Origin of the sequence: Robertmurraya sp. DFI.2.37 (assembly GCF_029211245.1) — a bacterium.
In the GTDB taxonomy this organism is placed as follows: Bacteria; Bacillota; Bacilli; order Bacillales; family Cytobacillaceae; genus Robertmurraya; species Robertmurraya methanolica_A.
In genome coordinates this window covers 49,392-67,038 of sequence record NZ_JARGEJ010000010.1, presented here as the reverse complement: position 1 = coordinate 67,038, position 17,647 = coordinate 49,392, and the positions used below count along the sequence as shown (strand labels likewise).

Here is a 17,647-nt window from a genome sequence, read left to right as displayed (position 1 = left end):
AATATAATAAATATCCCTTTTTATTACAATTATACCATTGAAAACCCTTTAAAAATAGGAATTTACTCCTAATCCAACAAATTATTTTGACAATACAAAACTATTAAAAGTATCATAGAATAATGTTAAGGAGGATTCAATATGAGTAATGAAATAAAACAGAAAATTGTGGAGAGCGTTCCTCAAAAGGGCTTTTTTGGTCACCCTAAAGGTTTGTTTACCCTCTTTTTTACAGAATTTTGGGAGAGATTTTCTTACTACGGCATGAGAGCAATCCTTGTTTATTATATGTATTATGAGGTTTCCAAAGGCGGCCTCGGGCTCGATCAGACAACAGCACTGTCGATTATGTCTATCTATGGATCACTCGTTTATATGTCTGGCATCATCGGTGGTTGGCTAGCTGACCGCATATTGGGAACATCTAAGGCGGTTTTTTACGGCGGAATTTTGATTATGCTCGGTCATATTGCTCTCGCTGTACCTGGAAATCTAACTTTATTCTTTATTTCTATGGTCTTAATTGTACTCGGTACAGGATTATTGAAACCAAATGTTTCTAGTGTTGTCGGGGACATTTACAGCGAACAAGACAATCGTCGGGATTCTGGCTTTAGTATTTTCTATATGGGAATTAACCTTGGTGGATTCCTTTCACCACTTATTGTCGGTGAAATCGGAATGAAGCATGACTTCCATTTAGGTTTTGCCATCGCAGCGATCGGAATGTTTATTGGACTTCTTCTGTTTGTTTTTACAAAGAAAAAGAATCTTGGGCTTGCTGGTACAATCGTTCCTAATCCAATGACAGCTACGGAAAAGAGAAAGACATTTACGATTGTCGGATTATCGGCAATCATTCTTGCCATCGCTATTGCTGTAGCGATTCCAATGGGACTACTTACGTTCGATAGCTTTGTTGCATTGATTGGAATATTAGGGATTGGCTTACCAATTCTATATTTTACAGTGATGTACCGAAGCAAGAAAACGTCATCAGTAGAGCGTTCTAGATTATTGGCTTATATTCCGTTATTTATTGCCTCTGTTATGTTTTGGGCCATTCAAGAACAAGGCTCTACCATTTTAGCTAATTATGCGGACAAACGTACACAACTTGAAATAGCTGGATTTTCGATTTCACCAGCATGGTTTCAATCTTTAAATCCATTATTCATCATTACTTTAGCTCCTATTTTTGCTTGGATGTGGGTCAAGCTTGGGAAACGACAGCCAACCATTCCTCAAAAATTTTCATTTGGGCTATTATTTGCCGGTCTATCATTCATCGTCATTCTTATACCTGGTTATTTCGCAGGTACGGATGCACTCGTTAATCCATTATGGCTAGTGCTTAGTTATTTCATTGTTGTATTAGGAGAATTATGCCTATCACCGGTTGGACTTTCAGCAACGACAAAGCTTGCACCTGCCGCTTTCTCAGCACAAACGATGAGCCTGTGGTTCCTATCCAACGCAGCAGCACAGGCCATTAACGCGCAAGTTGTAAAATTCTATACACCGGAAACAGAAATGGTCTACTTTGGTGTAATTGGCGGAGTCTCCATCGTTTTAGCCGTCATCCTCTTCTTATTTGCTCCAAAAATCCAAGGATTTATGAAGGGGATAAAATAGAATACTGTGTTCTTTTGAACCGATGAAAAACAAATTACTCAAAAGAAATTTGAAAAAGCTCGTCGTCTTACAACAAGATGAGCTCTGACCAAAACAATGAAATAGCAATGTGCTATCAATTTTTGATTTGATTAGCATAAACGGAAAAATCTTAAAGTTGACTGTAAGGCTGGATATAGATCTTTTACCATCGTCAATTTTTAATTTCCTTTGTTTAAATATTCGAGTGTCAACAATTCAGTATTGTGCAAGGCTAATAAAACTCCGTACTTATAAAAAAGACGACTCCCATTTAAATCCTTTAAATGTAAGTCGTTTTTTCTTTTTTACTTGCGATTTCATCCTATGTTTTAATCCATTCAAATTTCGCCTTTAGTACTGTACTCTCTCCTTTAGAAGGAACGATGTCTTTTTTTATAAATAATATAAGAAGCTAAAACGATGACAAAAAAAGAACCGAGCTGCCATTGGTTAAAATCTCCATCTATTACTATGGCAATAAAACTAATAACACATAAAATTACTGCTATTTTTATATTCATACTCCTACCTCCATTCATCTAGTTTGAAAAGTTGATAAATTTAATTGTCAGCTCAAATTAGCTCACTTTTTCATAAAACGAGTTACATTTCCACTTCTACTTCTTCTAGAACAATGTCTGCACTCCACTTTAATCTTCGTCATGAGAGATAGTAATATACGATTTATTCCATTTCTTGGTCTTCATCAAAAATTGGAATTACTGCGTTCTTTGCAAAAGCACGTAGGATTTGCCCCTCTATAGATTATTTCCTTTCCTCTAATTATTACGGAATTATTGGATATTTCAACCAGTCTACTATAACTTTCACATATTATACAAATTTACCATTTGTTTTCATTTTGGGAAATATTGTTAACTTAGTAATAAGATAATTATTTTCTCTTTTATACCTCGATATACACGTAAAGAATCTATTTTGTGCATGTTTTCAAAAACACACTGGAGTATGGTTATTCTTAGGGAGCAGGCATACGATTACGGGAAGAGGTAAAAGAAAACAAATGCGCTCATACTCTGTGTCTGCTTTGGTTATCAACGGTTACAGTGAAAAAAACGTACAAAAAAGACAAGCTAATTAAACTTTAGACTTGTCTTTTCATGCAGAACATATGATTGAAATCTATTATTTCTTCTCATCTTTTTTTCGATGATTCAGATCGATAACCAGCTCTCCAATCCCCATTGCAATCAATCCATTCAGCAATGCGAATAATGGAACTACTGTTTCTCCACCATGTTTTGAAAAAATCGACATCACGACTAAAACGCTGCTAAATAATACAAACGCCAACCCTAATATATATAACGCACGACCAACGAACATTCTCTTCACCCTGCTTTACAATTTATACGGAGCTTTTGCCTCAACAATGTTGTTCAAGCCAAGTTACTTGTAAGCTATATGAAAGCCCTGCATTCTTATTTCTTGGCCTTGACTGTCTTAATTTTCGTTATAAAATAATAGTATTTATAAATGACAACTAAAATGAGAACTACTCTTACATACCATTTATCGACAGTAAAGAAAGCAATCGCAATCATACTGTCAGCAAACAAATTTAACGCTATTTTTTGCTTAAGAGTCATCGTTTTATTGGTCACAAACTCCTCTAAATGCTTCTTATATATCGTCGTTCCTTTAAACCATACCGCAAATTTTTTCGATCCTTTTACAAAACAATAGGACGCTAATAGCAGCAAAGGTGTCGTCGGGATAACTGGTAAAATGATCCCTAACAGCCCAATTCCTAAACTTACAAACCCTGCACAGATCAATAAAAAATTAGTTACTTTTTTGATATAATCACCTTCAAGACAAGTTTACTGATCTTTATTATAAACGAAAAATCGATCAGGCGTCCCCAATCGATTGTTTCAGTCATTATTTTTGCCCAGTATAAATATGAATGGCATCTCTTAGAAACGCTGCCATACCAGGCTGTTCCTTATCATAGTATGCTGTGAATCTTTCATCATCGACGTACATTTGAGCAAGCCCTGCATGTGCCTCCTTACTGTACTCTGTCCAGTAATAGGTGAGCCAGCGCTTATGCAGTTCCGCTGCCTTTTGAGCCTGTTCACCTGCAGGATCTCCTGTTGCAAATGCTTCCGCCAGAGCTTCCCTTACTTCCGCTTCAAGCTTTGTCACAGCCTCATAATCCTCTTGACTCATATTCATCAATTTTGCATTTGATTGATTCACCGTTTCTTGCCCATATTTTTCACGAATTTCTTTCCCGTATTTACGCTGATTCTCATCAATCATTTTCTTCTTAAAGCCTTCAAATTTTTCTTGATCGCTCATATCCATTCTCCCTTCTGTTGAAGCAATGGTTTTCTCAACATTTGTGATGAGTAAATCCAACTGCTTTCTTTTTTCAAGAAGCTGTTCTCGATGCTCTTTTAATGCTTTTTCAGCATCGAAAGAAGGTGCAGTCATGATTTCCTTAATCGTCTCTAACGCTATGCCCAATTCACGATAAAACAGGATTTGCTGTAATCGATCTACTTCCTTTTGACCATAGATGCGATATCCCGATGAATTAACTCTTGCCGGTGTCAATATCCCGATTTGATCATAATAACGTAGTGTCCGAGAACTGACTCCAGCCAATTGAGCCAATTTCTGCACCGTATATTCCACAATCGTTCACCTCCTTCTGTTTACACGATAAACCTTGACGTAACGTAAAGGTCAATAGATTTTCTTTAAAATTTTTCTTCATCTATAAAAACAGGAATTTCAATCAGGACTACCGAATAATCAATGAAGTGAAAGGAGCTGAAATCACTTGTATATTCCCTCATATTTCAAAATTGACGATAAAGCTACTATGATTTCCATAATAAAAGATTATAGCTTTGCAACACTCTTTTCAATCCATGATGGCATCCCGGTAGCTACTCATTTACCACTCATATTGAACAGGGATAACACCTATTTATATGGACATTTTGCCCGACCTAATCCACAATGGAAGGACATCAAAGCTCAGACAGTCTTAGCTATTTTCCATGGTCCCCATTGCTATATTTCACCGTCCTGGTACGAAACGAACCGAGCTGTTCCAACATGGAATTACGTAGCGGTTCACGTATACGGAGAGGTTGAACTCATTGAACATGAAGCGGAATTAAACCATTCTCTCTATGAAATGGTGTCAAAATACGAACCTTCTAATAGCTCGTATCATTTAGAAGAAATAGATGACGCTTTTCTTTCTAGCATGAATAAAGGAATTCAAGGATTTAAAATAAAAATCAATAAAATGAAAGGAAAAGCAAAATTAAGTCAGAATCATCCGGAAGAGAGACAACGTCTTGTCGCAGCTAACCTGGAACAAAGTTTACGGACAGATGAACAGGAGATTGCAAAATTAATGAAAGAAAACTTAAAGAAACGATATTAAAAAGCCGTGACTGCTTTGCCACGGCTTTGATTTATTTAATCCTGATTTTCTCTTCTCCATGAATCCATTCTGGAAAGAAGGAGAGTTCTAACGTTAGCGGATTAGGTTGGCTTTTTAAATGGGGAATTTGCACCCCAATTACTGCATATCCTTCATCACGATATCCAGACCAAAAGCTTGAGTCAATATCGATTTTCTTTCCTTCTCCATTAACTACTTCATTAAAAACTCCGTAGGGAAATTCTTTCTCCGTATATAAGTTAACCCTGATCTCATTTGTGGATACAGTGAGATCTCTCAATTTATTTCCCTTTGGCTGTTCGATGATTTCTTCCTTTTCCGCATCAATAACAAGCGAACTATTTTCTTTATCAAGAGCTTGAATTTTATTGAAAGCAAGATAAAGATCTGACGGCTCCTTAAAATAATTGCTTTGCAAATAGATAATCCATTCATCTTCCGACAGTATTTTTCTAGTAGCTCCATTTTTGATTTTTGACCACGTTTCTCCATTCCCATCGACTAGGCGGAGATCCTCAAACTCCAATAGCTTCTTCGTGTTGTTCGGATCCAGTTTGACATGGACACCAACCCTTAACGGATAAACAGTCGCCTCTACTAAATGAATTTTCTGTCCTTCGATTGTTACTGTTTGATTAATCTCATACGTCTTTTTCGCTTTAATCTCTTCTTTTAAAGTAAAAGGAAGGATGTACGTATCACCTTTCAATTCTATCTCGAGTTGCAACTCTCTTTCAGCAAATGGTTTTTCGAAGAAATATTCAATCGTGCCATTAAAGACTTTCTCCCCTTTTTCGGAATAATGAGGGGCGCCAAAGGAGGCTGAGCCATACTCCATTTCTTCCCCTTTCCTATTTTTCAATACGACATTTTCCATCATGATTTCCGTCTGCTTCTGTTCAGAATTTATCGTATAAAAAAGGACCAATCCATGCTCATCCACAATTGCCCCATCGATGACTATCTCCATGCCATTCTTTTTCTCCGAAACTTCAATCGGCTCGTAATAGTCATGTTCAATCGCCGTCATTATCCCTTTATCATGGCGGATCAATTCGACAATCTTTTCCATTCCAGGAATCTCAGCAATATAGTTCGCAAATGCAGGTGACACGCGAATAGACGTGAAAAAAAGGAAAACTAAAGCAGCAACCACCGCAGCATTCAACCACCATTTTTTTCGCTTTTTCTTATCAAATTTTGCTTTGCGGAAACCAGCTACAATGGCTTCATCAAGCTTATCCTCACTCAAGGCTAATTGCTCCAACTTTTGATTGTATTTCATGAGCTTTTCCTCTTCATTCGAAAACATGCTAGTTCTCTCCCTCCTCGGAAAATTTCGTTCTCATCTCTTGCAACGCTTTGTGAAGCCACGTCTTAATCGTCCCTTCTGGACAATCCATGGCATAGGCAATCTCCTTTATTTTCAATCCATGTAGATATTTAAGAGTAAGCAGCTCTCGAGACCGTGAATCTAAGCTTTGCAACACGTCCTCTACTTCCAAAGCTGCATGAGACTCTGACACTCCTTGTGCTTGTATATAATCCTCATTCAAGACTTCTCGCTTCTTTTTCTTCAGTTGATCTTGACAATGATTGATCATAATTCGCATCAACCATGTCTTAAAATAAGCTGGTTCTCTTATTTTTCTAATATTTTTGTAGGCCCGATACGTAACTTCCTGAATAGCCTCAAGTGCTTCTTCTTCATTTTTTAAAAAGGATAGTCCGGTTTTATATAAATCTATTTTGTACATTTTCATCAGCTCTATAAAAGCAGCTTCATTTCCTGCAATCGCTTTTGTGACAAGCTGTTCATTCGTCTCCAACTCATTCCCCCCTACTCTGTACATATTAGACCATCAAAACCAAAAAAAGGTTTTAACATTTTTCGCGAAAAATATGGCATATAGTTGCATTTCATGTATAATTATTCCGAATCGGAATTAATTCTCATTAATAGATTCAAAGTCAATCGTATCATAGGCTTTATAAATTTTTGCCAGAGGGAGGTTGCCATGTTTTGAAAAACGAAACGATTATTCAATTTCAACATGTAACAAAACAATATGATGACGATCCACCAGTCCTTAATGATGTAAGTTTTGAGATCGAACGCGGGAAATTTTACACACTACTTGGTCCGTCAGGTTGTGGAAAAACAACGATTTTGCGTTTAATCGCTGGATTTACTGAAGCATCAAAGGGCGAGATTTACTTTAATGGAAAAAAGATCAATGATGTCCCTGCCAACAAAAGACAGGTGAACACGGTTTTTCAAGATTATGCTCTTTTCCCTCATCTAAATGTGTACGAAAATGTTGCATTTGGATTACGGATAAAAAAGATGAACCAAATTGACATAGATCAAAAGGTAAAGGAAGCTCTTAGCTTTGTGAACCTCAAGGGCTATGAGAATCGAGAAATTAAAGAAATGTCAGGTGGTCAAAGACAGCGTGTCGCCATTGCTAGAGCGATTGTGAATGAACCAGAGGTTATTCTCTTAGACGAACCGCTCTCAGCACTTGATTTAAAGCTCCGTTATGAAATGCAGTATGAGCTGCGCGAGCTGCAACAACGACTCGGAATCACCTTTATTTTTGTTACCCATGATCAAGAAGAAGCACTTGCCATGTCAGATGAAATATTTGTCATTAACGAAGGAAAAATTCAACAAAGCGGCACACCAAAAGATATTTATGATGAGCCCATTAACCGTTTTGTTGCCGACTTCATCGGAGAGTCTAATATTTTGAAAGGACGAATGCTCGATGACTATCTTGTCGAATTTGTCGGCAAACAGTTCGAGTGTGTAGACCAAGGATTGGACAAAAATGAAACAGTTGAAATTGTCATCCGTCCTGAAGATTTAGAAATTACCAGCTTCGATAAAGGAAAACTGCAAGTGCGTGTCGATTCGCAGTTATTCCGCGGCGTTCATTATGAGATTAGCTGCTATGATAAGGACGGCAATGAATGGCTTGTCCATTCTACAAAGGCAGCAAATGTTGGCGATGAAATCGGCCTTTACTTTGACCCTGAGGCCATTCACGTTATGCGTTTAGGAGAAACAGAAGAGGAATTTGATAAACGATTAGAAGCTTATGGCGATGGAGACGATAGCGATGGAGAATAAGCTCACCCGCAATCTATATATGGTCCCTTACGCATTGTGGATTGCCTTATTTGTTATTGCGCCGATTATTCTTGTCCTTTATTATTCCTTTTTTGATATTGAAGGTAATTTTTCGCTTATAAACTACCAGAATTTTTTCACACCTGTGTATTTGAAGATGACATTAAGTTCCTTTTGGTATGCCTTCTTAATCACCCTATTTTCGTTATTGGTCGCATATCCAACGGCTTACTTACTAACGAAAACAAAGCATAAGCAATTATGGCTCTTATTAATTATCGTTCCTTCTTGGATCAACTTACTATTAAAGGCTTACGCATTTCTTGGCATCTTTGGTACTTACGGTGTGACAAATAACTTTTTAGAAGCAGTTGGAATCGGGACACAGCAAATATTATTTACGGATTTTAGCTTTATTTTTGTATCGGTTTATATCTTTATTCCATTTATGATCTTACCGATCTTTAATGCTTTAAATGAATTAAATCCAACATTAATTGATGCTGCGAACGATTTAGGGGCATCAAGATGGACAACATTTCGCCGCGTCATTTTCCCTTTAACACTCGATGGCGTAAAAGCGGGCTGTCAGGTTGTCTTTATTCCTGCGTTATCTCTATTTATGCTTACACGTTTAATCGCTGGAAACCGCGTGATTACATTAGGTACAGCAATTGAACAGCATTTTCTTGTCACACAGGATTGGGGCATGGGTTCAACGATTGCGGTTTTCTTAATTATTATTATGTTTCTGTTTATGACGATAACAGGTACTAGAAAGCGGGGTATATAAGTTGGAGAGAAACATATCCCCTTTAGCAAAAATCTTTTTATTTATCATCTTTTTCATTCTCTATGCACCGATTTTTTTCTTGGTGTTCTACTCTTTTAACAGCGGTGGAACAATGTACAACTTCGAAGGCTTTACATTGGATTGGTATCGAGAATTGTTTCAGGATACAAGACTATTAATTATAGTCTTAAACACGCTTGTGATCGCGCTTTTATCCGCATTAATTTCAACGATCATTGGTGTTTTAGGAGCGCTAAGCATTTATCAAGTTAAAAAACGCCGGGCGAAAAACACAATTCTTTCATTAAATAATGTCTTGATCGTCAGCCCAGATGTTATTATCGGAGCGTCCTTCCTTATCCTATTTACAATGGCTGGAATTAGGCTCGGCTTTTATTCCGTTTTGCTTTCCCATATTGCCTTTAGCATTCCCATTGTCGTGTTAATGGTTCTGCCAAAATTAATGGAGATGAGCCCTACATTAATTGATGCCGCACGGGATCTTGGTGCAAGTAGATGGAACGTGCTGACGAAGGTCATTTTGCCTTTTATAACACCAGGGATATTTGCTGGTTTTTTTATGGCATTAACGTATTCACTCGACGATTTCGCCGTAACATTTTTCGTAACTGGAAATGGATTCTCCACTCTTTCCGTGGAAATTTATTCTTTAGCGCGCAGAGGTATATCATTAAACATTAACGCTCTCTCTACATTACTGTTCTTGTTTACCATTCTCCTTGTCGTGATTTATTACTTTATTACGCAACGTAACAAGGCTCAGGTTGGAGGGATTCGCAAATGAACAAACTAATCCGTGTTTTTGCAGCAGTCGTGATTGCATCCCTGCTGTTGCTATTTGCAATCAATCGTTTAAATTCAGCGGTAGGCTTCTCAAGCGGCAATACATTAACCATTTATAATTGGGGAGACTATATTGACGATGACTTAATTGACCGTTTCGAAGAAGAAACAGGGATGAAAGTCATTTATGAAACCTTTGATTCAAATGAAGCAATGTTAACAAAGATTCAACAAGGTGGTACAACGTATGACATCGCTGTCCCATCTGAATATATGATCGCAAAAATGCTGGAGGAAGACTTGTTGCTACCATTGGATCATTCGAAGCTACCAAATTTCAAAAATATTGACGAGCGCTTCATCGATCTACCATTTGATCCAGACAATAAATATTCTGTTCCTTATTTTTGGGGAACCGTCGGTATTGTTTTTAATCGGGAAATGCTTGGTGACATGGAGATTACAAGTTGGAATGACTTATGGGATCCAGCATTTGAAAATGAGATTTTGTTAATTGATGGCGCCCGAGAAATTATCGGCATGGGCTTAAATAGTTTAGGCTATTCCTTAAATGATACAAATGTCGACCATTTAGAGGAAGCAAAAGCAAAGCTTGATACGCTCACTCCGAATATTAAAGCCATCGTTGGCGATGAAATTAAAATGCTCATCGCTAATGAAGAAGCAGCTATTGGCCTAGTCTGGTCTGGCGACGCAGCAGATATGATGTGGGAAAATGAAAACCTTGATTATGTCGTTCCGTCTGAAGGTTCAAATCTTTGGTTTGATAATATGGTTATTCCTAAAACAGCGAAAAACATTGAAGGTGCCCATCAGTTCATTAATTTTATGCTTGATGCAGAGGTTGCTGCCCAAAACACTGAATGGGTAAGCTACTCCACACCAAATAAAGAAGCTCTTCAATATATGCCAGAAGATATGGTTGAGGATGAACGCTTTTATCCATCACCAGAACTAACAGAAAAGCTTGAGGTCTATGAAAATCTTGGCAAGAAGAACTTAGCCTTATACAACGATTTATTTTTACAATTTAAAATGCATAGAAAATAGACAAACAGCACCCTATTAAAAAGATTAGTGAGTGCCTTGTTCACTTTACTATTTTCTGAGTCAATTTTCATCCATTCCACATTTACAAAAATAGGTCTTAAGTGACAAAAATCACACTTAAGGCCTATTTTCGACAAAAAAGCACTGATTTCAAAAAAAATTTCAAAAAACCCCCAAAAAATAGTCAATATCTGTCGAAATATATAAGTTTATAGGTTATAATAGTTCAATAAATGATTCTATTTCAGCAGGAATATAGGTTGTTGACTTTTCCAAAAATAATCATATAGACCTATATATACCAAGTTGAAATTGATTCGACAATTAAATAAGGTTAATTTGGCAAAGCCATTGAAAAATGGGGACGCAAAGCTATAGGGGCTAAAGTATTCACATACCATGCCAGCCAGTTGCATGAAGAAAGACATAGTTGTTTTTATGATCCCTCATGCGTTGAGGGATTTTTTATGTTGAACATCATTTGCTTCCTTGATTACGGTCCGCTTTGCAAATAACTTAATAATTTCGTTAAAGGGGAATGTATCTTGAAAGTATTGACTCAATCGACACGATACGATTTATTACGTGCTCAATTTAACTTGGATTCACAATCCGCTATGAATGATGAAATGAGAAACTCACTTAATCGAATTTTTTCGTATGTGTTTAACCACACAAAAATCATGTATCTTGAATTTATCGACGAGAAGGTTTGCTGCAACTACATTAAATTTCATCATGCTAACCAGTTCGAAGAAGTCAGTTACATGGAAACATTAAAAGATATTAAAAACTTTAACAATTTTATTCAAAACATAAAGTCAATAAAAAATGCACCAAATATAAAACCTTCAATTATTAATTATTCCTTCTGGATGAAGTTAAATAAATAATGACTAAAAAAAGTGACCTCAACGGTTGCTTTTTTAAATAAGGAGAGACAAGCGGCTAATTACGTTGTAAAAAATGTAATCAGCTGCTTGTCTTCAAAACAAAAAGGATAGGTAATTTTGAATTTCTTTATATCAATTTGTCTGTCCTGTTGCTCATCCCGAGGTTGATTTTCCTCTGAATCCCAGCAAGAATAAACTTCAATTGTTTCTCCCACTTGCAATTGCTCCTTTAAATAAGCAAATAATTCTCTCAAACATTTTTCATTGCATTGATACTGAATACGATTTTGAAAATAATCCTCCCCAGTCAGCTGAAAAGAACCGTCTAATTCATATATATAACTCTTATTGATGGGGAAATTCTTTGCTAAAGTTGTATCCCGTAACTCGCTAACTGTAATAAAGGCAAAATCGATTTCAGTTTCGTATACCTTGACCCACTCGTTTTCCAGATCGGATAAATCAAAAGCATTCCTCAAATCATGTTTATTTTTTGGCTTTGGAATGTCTCTCATCTTTTTTAAAGTATAATTTTCCCCAAAACTCCCTAAAAGGAGCGGTTTATCCGCCCCTAAATAATGATATAGTGTCATAAAATCAGCTCCAGTAAATTAGTTCATCACCCATTTATCCTTTAAGAAAAGAATTCGACCAATGATGAAAAAGACAATAATACATAAAACATTACTTCCCACTACTAAAAGAATATGTCCTAAATCAATTACACCAAACATTAACTCCTTTATTAAACTATATAAGTTTAAAATTGGAATAACAAAATGCTGCATCGTCAATTCATTAACTCCTGTACTAGTTAAAAGCATCATTGGTAAAATACTTAACATCATGATGGGTGAAGCATAGCTTCCCGCCTCTTTAATTGTTTTTCCTACAATACTCGTAATCATTAAGATTGAAGCATTAAACATCGCATATAAAATCGTAATCAAAAAGGCAACTAATATAATTAAATAAATATTTTCATCAAAAGTAAGTGCCTGTTTCAAATTTTCGGTTAAAAAAGTAATTTCTAAGACGACAACTAAAAGGGTAATAAGTCCGGTGACAGCTCCTATCGTGGTAATCGTCAACCATTTTGAGACAAGCAATGTTGAACGACGTACTGGTGTCATCAACAACGCTTCCATCGTCTTTCTTTCCTTTTCCCCAGCAAAAAGATCTGCCGCTGCTGGAGAAGCGCCAACTCCGATGGCAACTACTAAAATCATCGGCAATAATAATCCTAAAATTTGAATCATTGAATTTTCTTCAGAAAGTTCCTTTTGTTCCACCGTAAACGGGTGAACAAGGTTCGAATCGACTCCGGATTCCTGTAGCCTTGTATCAATAACAGCTTTCTCGTAAATATTTAAGGCATTGGTTACCAAGCTGATAAGATTAGCCGAGTTTTGGCTAAATGAATCACCAACGATCGTTGCCGTCGCAGCTTCTCCAGCTTGTACCTTCGATACAAAACCTTCCGTTAACAATAATGCCGCTTGTGCTTCACCATCTTGGACGGCAGCTTCTGGATCCGCAGTTTTCATCAGTTCAATATTTTCATAGACAGCAAAAATATTTTCTTCTTCGGCTAAAATTGTTGAACTCACGGCAAGTGTTAGTGAATCATCTGCCCCATCCGAGCTCAGTTTCTCATAAAATAGCGTTAAACCACTCATCATAATAATTGGTAAAAATACAGTTAATAGTAATGTACGACGGTCACGGAAACAATCCTTTAATTCCTTTAAATAAGTATTAAGAAGCATAATGCTCATTCCCCCTTACAAGTTTGCTCATGAAAATATAATTCAAATCAGTGCTTCCTTCTTCCTTATAAAGCTCTTGCAAACCACCATGATAGACAAGCTCGCCTTTATGCATCATCGCAACAGAGTCGCAGAGCAATGACACTTCCTCCATAATATGGCTGGAGAAGACGATTGTTTTCCCTTCCTGTTTAAGCTGATGGACTAGCTGGCGAAAAACATTTGAAGATGTAATATCCAAACCGGTCGTCGGCTCATCAAAAAGGATAATCTCAGGATTATGAATCAACGCTCTTGCAATCGCCACCTTTTGCCGCATTCCTTTTGAAAATCCTCCAACCTTACGATTTAAGTAATCCCGCATACCAAACATTCGCGAAAGTTCATCAATGCGCACCTTCGTTTCATGCTTGCTTAAGCCGTATAATGTCGCAAAATACTCTAAATTTTCTCGAGCCGTTAAGCGATCATACAATCCTGTTTCTCCTCCGAAAAGGACGCCTATCCGCTTTTTGATTGCTTCCGGATTTTTGGTCGTGTCATATCCTGCTACTTTGACTGAACCATCGGTTGGTGTAAGCAATGTTGCAATCGTTCTTAGCAGCGTTGTTTTCCCTGCTCCATTCTCTCCAAGAAGCCCAAGTACTTGCCCTTCTTCCACCTTAAACGAAACATGTTTTAGTGCAGTAAAAAATACTTTTTTATCTTGAAACTGCTTTGTTACTTTTTGAATTTCTATCATCACGTTTCCACCTCGTTCTCATTTCTTGTGTTTATCATACAAACAAAAAGAAATGAAATCTTCACTTATGTCGTGAATATTCCATTTCATGTCGTAAAAAGGTCATTTTTTCATCTTTTGATGGTAAAATGGAAAGAAACGATTCATAAATTGTCATTTCAAGAAATTTGCAGCGAGGCGAAATAAATGAGAATTGGTCTTGTAGATGATCGTCCAATTGATTTGGATAAATTAAAGGGCATTATAGAGGGAATAGCAGGAGTAGAAATTGTTTTTGCCACCCTTTCAGCAGAAGAGGCCTATGAACAAATAAAAAAAGAAACGATTGACTTATTAATTGCTGATATTGAAATGCCTAGTCTTTCCGGCTACGAGTTAGCAGATATTATCCATTCACATGCACTTAATATAGCGGTTATTTTTGTAACGGGGAACAGCGGCTATGCTGTTCATGCATTTGAATTAAATGTCCATGACTATATTATGAAGCCGTATTCGAAAGAACGCCTTGTCCATTCAGTTGAACGTTTATTAGAAAAGTCAAAATCAACGGATATTGCTGGAAGGCTTTATATAAAGAGGAAAAATGACATCCATATCATCCAAAAGAAAGATATCGTTTTTATCGAGCGTTCTGGACGTGCTACGACGATTTTTACAAATTCAGGTCCAATTAAAACGTATCAAACATTAAATGAATTAGAAGGAGAATTACGGGAAAGAGACTTTATTCGTTCTCATCGCTCTTTCATCATTAATATTCATTACGTTAAAAACTTTTCCTTATATGCAAAAAACTCCTATATTGTAACTTTCGAAGGAATAGAGGAACAAGCTATGATCACAAAGGAAAAAGTTGACTTTTTACAAGAGAATTATTTTTAGAGGTGAAACAGTTGAAAATCAAGCTTTATTGGGGGATGCTCTTTTTATTTGCAGGACTTCATCTCTTCATTGTAACAGGAGCACCTATCCCTGCATTCATCATAGCTGCCCTCTTTACTTACATATTACAGAAGAAGATGATCATCCGTATTTTCTCTCTCGACAACACAGTGAACAGCCTTTTACTAATCATCCAAGTCGTGCTTCTTTTATTGCAATTCCATGAAGCCTCTATTTGGGTACATATTATCTTACTGCTTAGCTTTATAATCATCGAGTTTATTCGGCTTAAGCTATCACATATATTCTTTTTCATGAAAAAGGAAATTTCTGATTTTGAGGAATATCGGCACCAATTAAACGAAACCTTTCGCATCGTTAGGAGCGAACGCCATGACTTTTTAAAACATATTTCTGCCCTCCATTATTTGCTAGAGAAAGAACAAAATACCGAAGCGAGAGTTTATTTAACAAACTTGGTAGACGGCTATGAAGAAACAAATCTTTCTATTAAAGGCGAACAAGGCAGCGTCGCAGGAATTCTGCATCAAATGTATCAAAGAGCAAAATCTGCCAATATTGAAGTTGTTTATGACCTTGAAGTTCCGCTATCTTCCCTTCCTTTCGCCGACAAAGAAATTGTCACATTAGTGGGGAATCTGTTAGCAAATAGCATTGAGGCCTGTGAAGAATGGCAAACAGCACGCGGAAAGCAAGCCAATATAACACTACAATTATATAAAAAAAGCGGTCTATTCCTTTTAATTTGCAAAAATAATAGCTTGCCAATTCCTGTCTCCATCCTCGATCAGCTCTACGATTCTTACGGGCATACGACAAAAGAGGATGGGCATGAAGGACTCGGCACAAAGCTTATCCATAACATTGTTCAAGACCATCAAGGCTTTCTCGATTTCACCCATAAGAATGAAGAATTTCATGTAAAAATTAAAATCCCAGCAATTCGATAAAAGAACAGTTACTCACATGCATTTCCGATGGGAGTAACTGTTCTTTTCGTGAGGCCATACTCTTTCGACCGCTCGAATAAAAGAACTTTTTTGATTTGTTTTTTTCTCTCGGATCGCTATCCTCTTTCTTGTGGAGTTGCCCATGAGGACAGAACTTGCTCTTGTCTGGCTGTGCTTTGTCCTTTATGAAGACAGGATTTGCTTTATTTTAAGCTTTTCTTATCCTCATCGACCCTTCATGAGAACACACTGTGCTTGCTTTTGACGATCTCTGTCCTCATGGAACCTTCATGCGGACACGAAGTGCTCTTTTTTGGTGGTCTTTGTTCTCATGAGCCCTTCTTGCGGTCACGGGGTGCTTGCTTTTGACGATCTCTGTCCTTATCGACTCTTTATGAGCACAAAACTGCTCTGAGCTGAGCATTCTTTGTTCCTATGACACCCACGATAAAAACACACTTACTCCGTTCTGAACCTCCATCAATCCACGATAGTAACGTTGCGCTAAATAAAAGGAGGGGGTGCACCTTTTTATGGCTTTTTCATGTAATCAATTGTTCGCCTTAGTCCTTCTTGATAGGACGTGCGTGGAACTTCACCAAGCATTTGCTCATATTTAGAGCCATCAAGCACAACTGGTTCTTCATTTAAGTAAAACATTTCCACTACTTCACGCATAAATCGATTAAAGAGACCGAGGAATTTAATCATATTCTTTGAAACTGTGGAAACACCTTTTGCATAGCCTGTTAATTCCCGCAAAATCGCAATGATTTCTTTTCCAGATATCGTTCCGCAGCCTGGAATATTCCAATTTTGACCATAGCTTCTCTCATCAAAAGCTAGATTCACAATTGCTTTAGCGCCGTCAGGGGTAAAAATAAACTCCCTCTTAATATTTTGATCACCGAGATAGAGGGCTTTTTTCCCTTTTACAACACTATCAAGCGTATAATGCAACAGCGTATTATGTGCGTTAGGGCCATAAAAATCGGGAAAGTGTGCAATTAGGGCATCCACTTCTGATTGTTTAATTAACTTTTCCACATTTAAGCGCACACGTCCTTTTTTCGTATGAGGGTTTTTCGGAAAATTTTCATTAACCTTCTCTCCAGCACTGCGCCCATATGCATATATATTATCGACACAAGCAAGCTTTGCCCCACAATCCTTGGCTGCCAGGACAATATTTTTCATAAATAGCTCCAGCTTTTCTTCCCATTCAGGATATGGAATATTAGCCGATTGGAAAATAACATCCACATCCTTCGCTGCCCTCTTTATATCTTCAACTTCAAAAATATCGCCTGTAAAAAAATGCAAATTTGGAACGTCACCAAAAAGGGATTCGAGTTTACTCTTTGTTCTCGCAAATGCGGTGACCTCCACTCCGCGAGCCATTAATTCGTTAACAATCGAAAACCCCATCCCACCTGATGCTCCTAAAACAAGTGCCTTTTTCATTCTTCTTCC

General features: G+C 37.2%; 19 protein-coding genes and 1 riboswitch. Of the genes, 9 read left to right on the top strand and 10 right to left on the bottom strand.

Translation table 11 applies throughout. The features are described from left to right. Positions 1-141 precede the first annotated feature (141 nt). Entirely contained in the window at positions 142-1,635 is a 1,494-nt protein-coding gene (locus tag PZE06_RS07805; protein ID WP_150915155.1) for a peptide MFS transporter, read from the top strand. Between the two features lie 392 nt (positions 1,636-2,027). Here PZE06_RS07805 and PZE06_RS07800 read toward each other — a convergent pair whose 3' ends face one another. The 4 genes from PZE06_RS07800 to PZE06_RS07785 form a co-directional block, all read right to left on the bottom strand. Beyond that, complete coding sequence (locus PZE06_RS07800) at positions 2,028-2,177, bottom strand: hypothetical protein (RefSeq protein WP_191963181.1); 150 nt, start codon at positions 2,175-2,177, stop codon at positions 2,028-2,030. 625 nt (positions 2,178-2,802) lie between these two features. Beyond that, the gene (locus tag PZE06_RS07795; RefSeq protein WP_150915156.1) at positions 2,803-3,003 is read right to left on the bottom strand and encodes a hypothetical protein; all 201 of its coding nucleotides are present in this window, start codon (positions 3,001-3,003) and stop codon (positions 2,803-2,805) included. Between the two features lie 95 nt (positions 3,004-3,098). Next, positions 3,099-3,455: a YbaN family protein gene (locus tag PZE06_RS07790; protein WP_225310643.1), complete on the bottom strand. Its 357-nt coding sequence runs from the start codon at positions 3,453-3,455 to the stop codon at positions 3,099-3,101. 106 nt (positions 3,456-3,561) lie between these two features. Then, the gene (locus PZE06_RS07785) at positions 3,562-4,323 is read right to left on the bottom strand and encodes a MerR family transcriptional regulator (protein WP_150915158.1); all 762 of its coding nucleotides are present in this window, start codon (positions 4,321-4,323) and stop codon (positions 3,562-3,564) included. Between the two features lie 148 nt (positions 4,324-4,471). Between PZE06_RS07785 and PZE06_RS07780 the strand changes: the two genes are divergently transcribed. Next, the gene (locus PZE06_RS07780) at positions 4,472-5,089 is read left to right on the top strand and encodes an FMN-binding negative transcriptional regulator (protein ID WP_150915159.1); all 618 of its coding nucleotides are present in this window, start codon (positions 4,472-4,474) and stop codon (positions 5,087-5,089) included. A gap of 31 nt (positions 5,090-5,120) precedes the next feature. On the opposite strand, the gene PZE06_RS07775 is transcribed toward PZE06_RS07780, so the two are convergent. Together PZE06_RS07775 and PZE06_RS07770 are read right to left on the bottom strand one after the other, a co-directional pair. Continuing rightward, entirely contained in the window at positions 5,121-6,422 is a 1,302-nt protein-coding gene (locus tag PZE06_RS07775; protein WP_150915160.1) for a DUF4179 domain-containing protein, read from the bottom strand. Position 6,423: 1 nt separating this feature from the next. Next, positions 6,424-6,939 (bottom strand): sigma-70 family RNA polymerase sigma factor, encoded by a 516-nt coding sequence (locus PZE06_RS07770; RefSeq protein ID WP_225310642.1) that lies wholly within the window; start codon positions 6,937-6,939, stop codon positions 6,424-6,426. Between the two features lie 194 nt (positions 6,940-7,133). On the opposite strand from PZE06_RS07770, the gene PZE06_RS07765 reads away from it, so the two are divergent. The 5 genes from PZE06_RS07765 to PZE06_RS07745 all read left to right on the top strand — a co-directional run bounded on the left by PZE06_RS07765 (position 7,134) and on the right by PZE06_RS07745 (position 11,807). Then, positions 7,134-8,246: an ABC transporter ATP-binding protein gene (locus PZE06_RS07765; RefSeq protein ID WP_150915162.1), complete on the top strand. Its 1,113-nt coding sequence runs from the start codon at positions 7,134-7,136 to the stop codon at positions 8,244-8,246. Beyond that, a complete protein-coding gene (locus tag PZE06_RS07760) occupies positions 8,236-9,039 on the top strand; it encodes an ABC transporter permease (protein WP_150915163.1) in 804 nt (267 codons plus the stop codon). Before PZE06_RS07765 ends, PZE06_RS07760 begins: the two co-directional genes overlap by 11 nt. A gap of 1 nt (position 9,040) precedes the next feature. Next, positions 9,041-9,844, top strand: coding sequence for an ABC transporter permease (locus PZE06_RS07755; RefSeq protein ID WP_150915164.1), 804 nt, complete (start codon positions 9,041-9,043; stop codon positions 9,842-9,844). Next, positions 9,841-10,914, top strand: coding sequence for an ABC transporter substrate-binding protein (locus PZE06_RS07750; protein ID WP_150915165.1), 1,074 nt, complete (start codon positions 9,841-9,843; stop codon positions 10,912-10,914). Before PZE06_RS07755 ends, PZE06_RS07750 begins: the two co-directional genes overlap by 4 nt. A gap of 331 nt (positions 10,915-11,245) precedes the next feature. Then, a riboswitch (cyclic di-GMP riboswitch) is annotated at positions 11,246-11,332 on the top strand. A gap of 127 nt (positions 11,333-11,459) precedes the next feature. Further along, positions 11,460-11,807, top strand: a complete 348-nt coding sequence (locus tag PZE06_RS07745; protein WP_275791658.1) for a hypothetical protein — start codon at positions 11,460-11,462, stop codon at positions 11,805-11,807. Between the two features lie 59 nt (positions 11,808-11,866). Here the strand turns inward: PZE06_RS07745 and PZE06_RS07740 are convergent, their stop codons facing one another. The 3 genes from PZE06_RS07740 to PZE06_RS07730 are packed head-to-tail and all read right to left on the bottom strand — an operon-like array spanning position 11,867 to position 14,318. Then, positions 11,867-12,400, bottom strand: a complete 534-nt coding sequence (locus PZE06_RS07740; protein WP_150915166.1) for a hypothetical protein — start codon at positions 12,398-12,400, stop codon at positions 11,867-11,869. An 18-nt stretch (positions 12,401-12,418) separates the two neighbouring features. Then, a complete protein-coding gene (locus tag PZE06_RS07735; RefSeq protein ID WP_150915167.1) occupies positions 12,419-13,576 on the bottom strand; it encodes an ABC transporter permease in 1,158 nt (385 codons plus the stop codon). Then, positions 13,566-14,318: an ABC transporter ATP-binding protein gene (locus tag PZE06_RS07730; protein ID WP_150915168.1), complete on the bottom strand. Its 753-nt coding sequence runs from the start codon at positions 14,316-14,318 to the stop codon at positions 13,566-13,568. Before PZE06_RS07730 ends, PZE06_RS07735 begins: the two co-directional genes overlap by 11 nt. A gap of 186 nt (positions 14,319-14,504) precedes the next feature. On the opposite strand from PZE06_RS07730, the gene PZE06_RS07725 reads away from it, so the two are divergent. Both PZE06_RS07725 and PZE06_RS07720 read left to right on the top strand, forming a co-directional pair. Beyond that, positions 14,505-15,203, top strand: a complete 699-nt coding sequence (locus PZE06_RS07725; RefSeq protein ID WP_150915169.1) for a LytR/AlgR family response regulator transcription factor — start codon at positions 14,505-14,507, stop codon at positions 15,201-15,203. An 11-nt stretch (positions 15,204-15,214) separates the two neighbouring features. Then, positions 15,215-16,174: a sensor histidine kinase gene (locus PZE06_RS07720; RefSeq protein ID WP_225310641.1), complete on the top strand. Its 960-nt coding sequence runs from the start codon at positions 15,215-15,217 to the stop codon at positions 16,172-16,174. Between the two features lie 531 nt (positions 16,175-16,705). Here the strand turns inward: PZE06_RS07720 and PZE06_RS07715 are convergent. Further along, positions 16,706-17,638, bottom strand: a complete 933-nt coding sequence (locus PZE06_RS07715; protein WP_150915170.1) for an SDR family NAD(P)-dependent oxidoreductase — start codon at positions 17,636-17,638, stop codon at positions 16,706-16,708. Positions 17,639-17,647 lie beyond the last annotated feature (9 nt).

Bases quoted from the DNA above. Each gene is read 5' to 3' on its own strand.
- PZE06_RS07805 (WP_150915155.1), top strand. From the start codon at position 142: ATGAGTAATGAAATAAAACAGAAAATTGTGGAGAGCGTTCCTCAAAAG.
- PZE06_RS07800 (WP_191963181.1), bottom strand. From the start codon at position 2,177: ATGAATATAAAAATAGCAGTAATTTTATGTGTTATTAGTTTTATTGCC.
- PZE06_RS07795 (WP_150915156.1), bottom strand. From the start codon at position 3,003: ATGTTCGTTGGTCGTGCGTTATATATATTAGGGTTGGCGTTTGTATTA.
- PZE06_RS07775 (WP_150915160.1), bottom strand. From the start codon at position 6,422: ATGTTTTCGAATGAAGAGGAAAAGCTCATGAAATACAATCAAAAGTTG.
- PZE06_RS07760 (WP_150915163.1), top strand. From the start codon at position 8,236: ATGGAGAATAAGCTCACCCGCAATCTATATATGGTCCCTTACGCATTG.
- PZE06_RS07750 (WP_150915165.1), top strand. From the start codon at position 9,841: ATGAACAAACTAATCCGTGTTTTTGCAGCAGTCGTGATTGCATCCCTG.
- PZE06_RS07740 (WP_150915166.1), bottom strand. From the start codon at position 12,400: ATGACACTATATCATTATTTAGGGGCGGATAAACCGCTCCTTTTAGGG.
- PZE06_RS07735 (WP_150915167.1), bottom strand. From the start codon at position 13,576: ATGCTTCTTAATACTTATTTAAAGGAATTAAAGGATTGTTTCCGTGAC.
- PZE06_RS07730 (WP_150915168.1), bottom strand. From the start codon at position 14,318: ATGATAGAAATTCAAAAAGTAACAAAGCAGTTTCAAGATAAAAAAGTA.
- PZE06_RS07725 (WP_150915169.1), top strand. From the start codon at position 14,505: ATGAGAATTGGTCTTGTAGATGATCGTCCAATTGATTTGGATAAATTA.
- PZE06_RS07715 (WP_150915170.1), bottom strand. From the start codon at position 17,638: ATGAAAAAGGCACTTGTTTTAGGAGCATCAGGTGGGATGGGGTTTTCG.